Origin of the sequence: Cereibacter ovatus (assembly GCF_900207575.1) — a bacterium.
Classification (GTDB): Bacteria; Pseudomonadota; Alphaproteobacteria; order Rhodobacterales; family Rhodobacteraceae; genus Cereibacter_A; species Cereibacter_A ovatus.
This window is the reverse complement of the sequence record NZ_OAOQ01000056.1, coordinates 1-1469: the sequence shown is the minus strand read 5'-3', so window position 1 is coordinate 1469 and position 1469 is coordinate 1. Positions and strand designations below refer to the sequence as shown.

At 68.1% G+C, this 1469-nt stretch carries 2 protein-coding genes and 1 pseudogene; all 3 read right to left on the bottom strand.

Translation table 11 applies throughout. The features are described from left to right. Positions 1-96 precede the first annotated feature (96 nt). Entirely contained in the window at positions 97-258 is a 162-nt protein-coding gene (locus tag CRO07_RS19410) for a DUF7697 family protein (RefSeq protein ID WP_423212905.1), read from the bottom strand. A gap of 68 nt (positions 259-326) precedes the next feature. Further along, positions 327-764 (bottom strand): hypothetical protein, encoded by a 438-nt coding sequence (locus tag CRO07_RS18230; protein ID WP_097032022.1) that lies wholly within the window; start codon positions 762-764, stop codon positions 327-329. A 2-nt stretch (positions 765-766) separates the two neighbouring features. Continuing rightward, positions 767-1375 (bottom strand): annotated as a pseudogene (locus CRO07_RS18225) (phage tail tube protein); the annotation flags it as partial. Between the last annotated feature and the right edge of the window lie 94 nt (positions 1376-1469).

Here is a 1469-nt window from a genome sequence, read left to right as displayed (position 1 = left end):
CGGCCGAGGCCCTTCGCCCCGGCCTCGCCCACGCCCTCCAGTTCGGCGCGCACGCGACGTCCGCCCTCCGCCACGAGGCGGACGGAGACCTTCTTCTCAGCCATTCCGGCGTCCTTCCATCTGCTCGTTCAGTTTGCGCACCATCACCGCCTCGATCTCGGGCAGCAGTTCGGCGGCGATCAGCGCGTTGACGCCCAACGCTTGCGCCAGCGCGAGGGCGGCGCCCATGTCCCATCCGATGACGGCCCCCGGCGCGATGCGCAGCTGGCCGCCGAGGCGCTGGGTCAGGTCCCAGACCTGCCAGCCCTCGACGGTTTGCGGCCGGTTCAGTCTTGCGGGGCAGTCGGTGCAGGGGCCTGCGCAGGCCGCGCAGTAGCCGTCACCCCCGCCGAAGGACCAGTCGGCGAGGGCGCGGAGGCGTTTTTTTCCGCGTCCAGCATCAGGCCGCGGGCGACGTATTGCGCCTGGAAGGTCTCGAAGACCGGCCAGATTTCGAGGAGGGCATCGATCCCGGCCGGGCTGACGGGCATGAGGTTGCCAGCCTCGTCGCCGACACCTTCCCATTCCAGCACGGCGCGGCGCGCGACGGCCTTGGCCATGGCCAGCGCCAGGTCTTCCTGGCTGGAGGTTTCCGACAGGCCATCGATGGCGGGATCGGCGCGGGCGGAGACCATCAGCGCGGTGGTCAGGGGCGCCACCAGGACGCGCAGTCCGGGCAAAAGGTCCAGCCATTCGGGCCGGTTCGAAAGGTTCAGGCGGATCATGGTCAGTATCCCGTGACGGTGTTGACGAGGACGGCGGTGCACATGCGGGCGGGGCTGGTGGCCTTGGCGGCCTGCCAGTCGAAACTGGCCTGAATGCCTTGCGGTCCGGGGATCTCGATCCGCGGGACGGGCAGGTAGACGGCGTGGGCGGTGAAGGTGAGGCTGGCATTGGCCCCGAGGCTGTAGGCGAACTCGAGCTCGCAAGGCGTGCCGTCGATGGCCTGAGTGACGAGGGCGCTATCGGCGAAACGCACCTCGATGCGGCCGGTCAGGGCCGCCATGCCGGGATCCGCCCCCTCGATCTTGCCGTCGTTGCGGATGGTCTCGATCCGGTCGAGGCCGTTGGCATAGGTGATCTCGGCCGAGACGATATTGCCCAAGCTGACGCCGTTCCGTTTCACCACCCCGTTGAAATGGCCGAAGCGTTGCAGGCCGAGCGCGGTCGGGGTGCCCGCGGCAGTGACGGTCGCAATCGCCTCGCCTTGTGCGATCAAGCGGGCGGTGGCGGTCAGCAGCCCCGAGCGGCTCATCTGCCACGACAACTGGTCCATCACGCAGCCCGCATACATCGCGAACCGTGGCACCTCGGGCATCGCCACTTCGATGGCCAGTAAGCGTCGCCTGAACCCCACCTTCCTGGCTTGGTCGTAATCGGCTGATTGGAGCCTGATGTTGATCAGGACGGAGTTTCTCCATGGAGGCTGG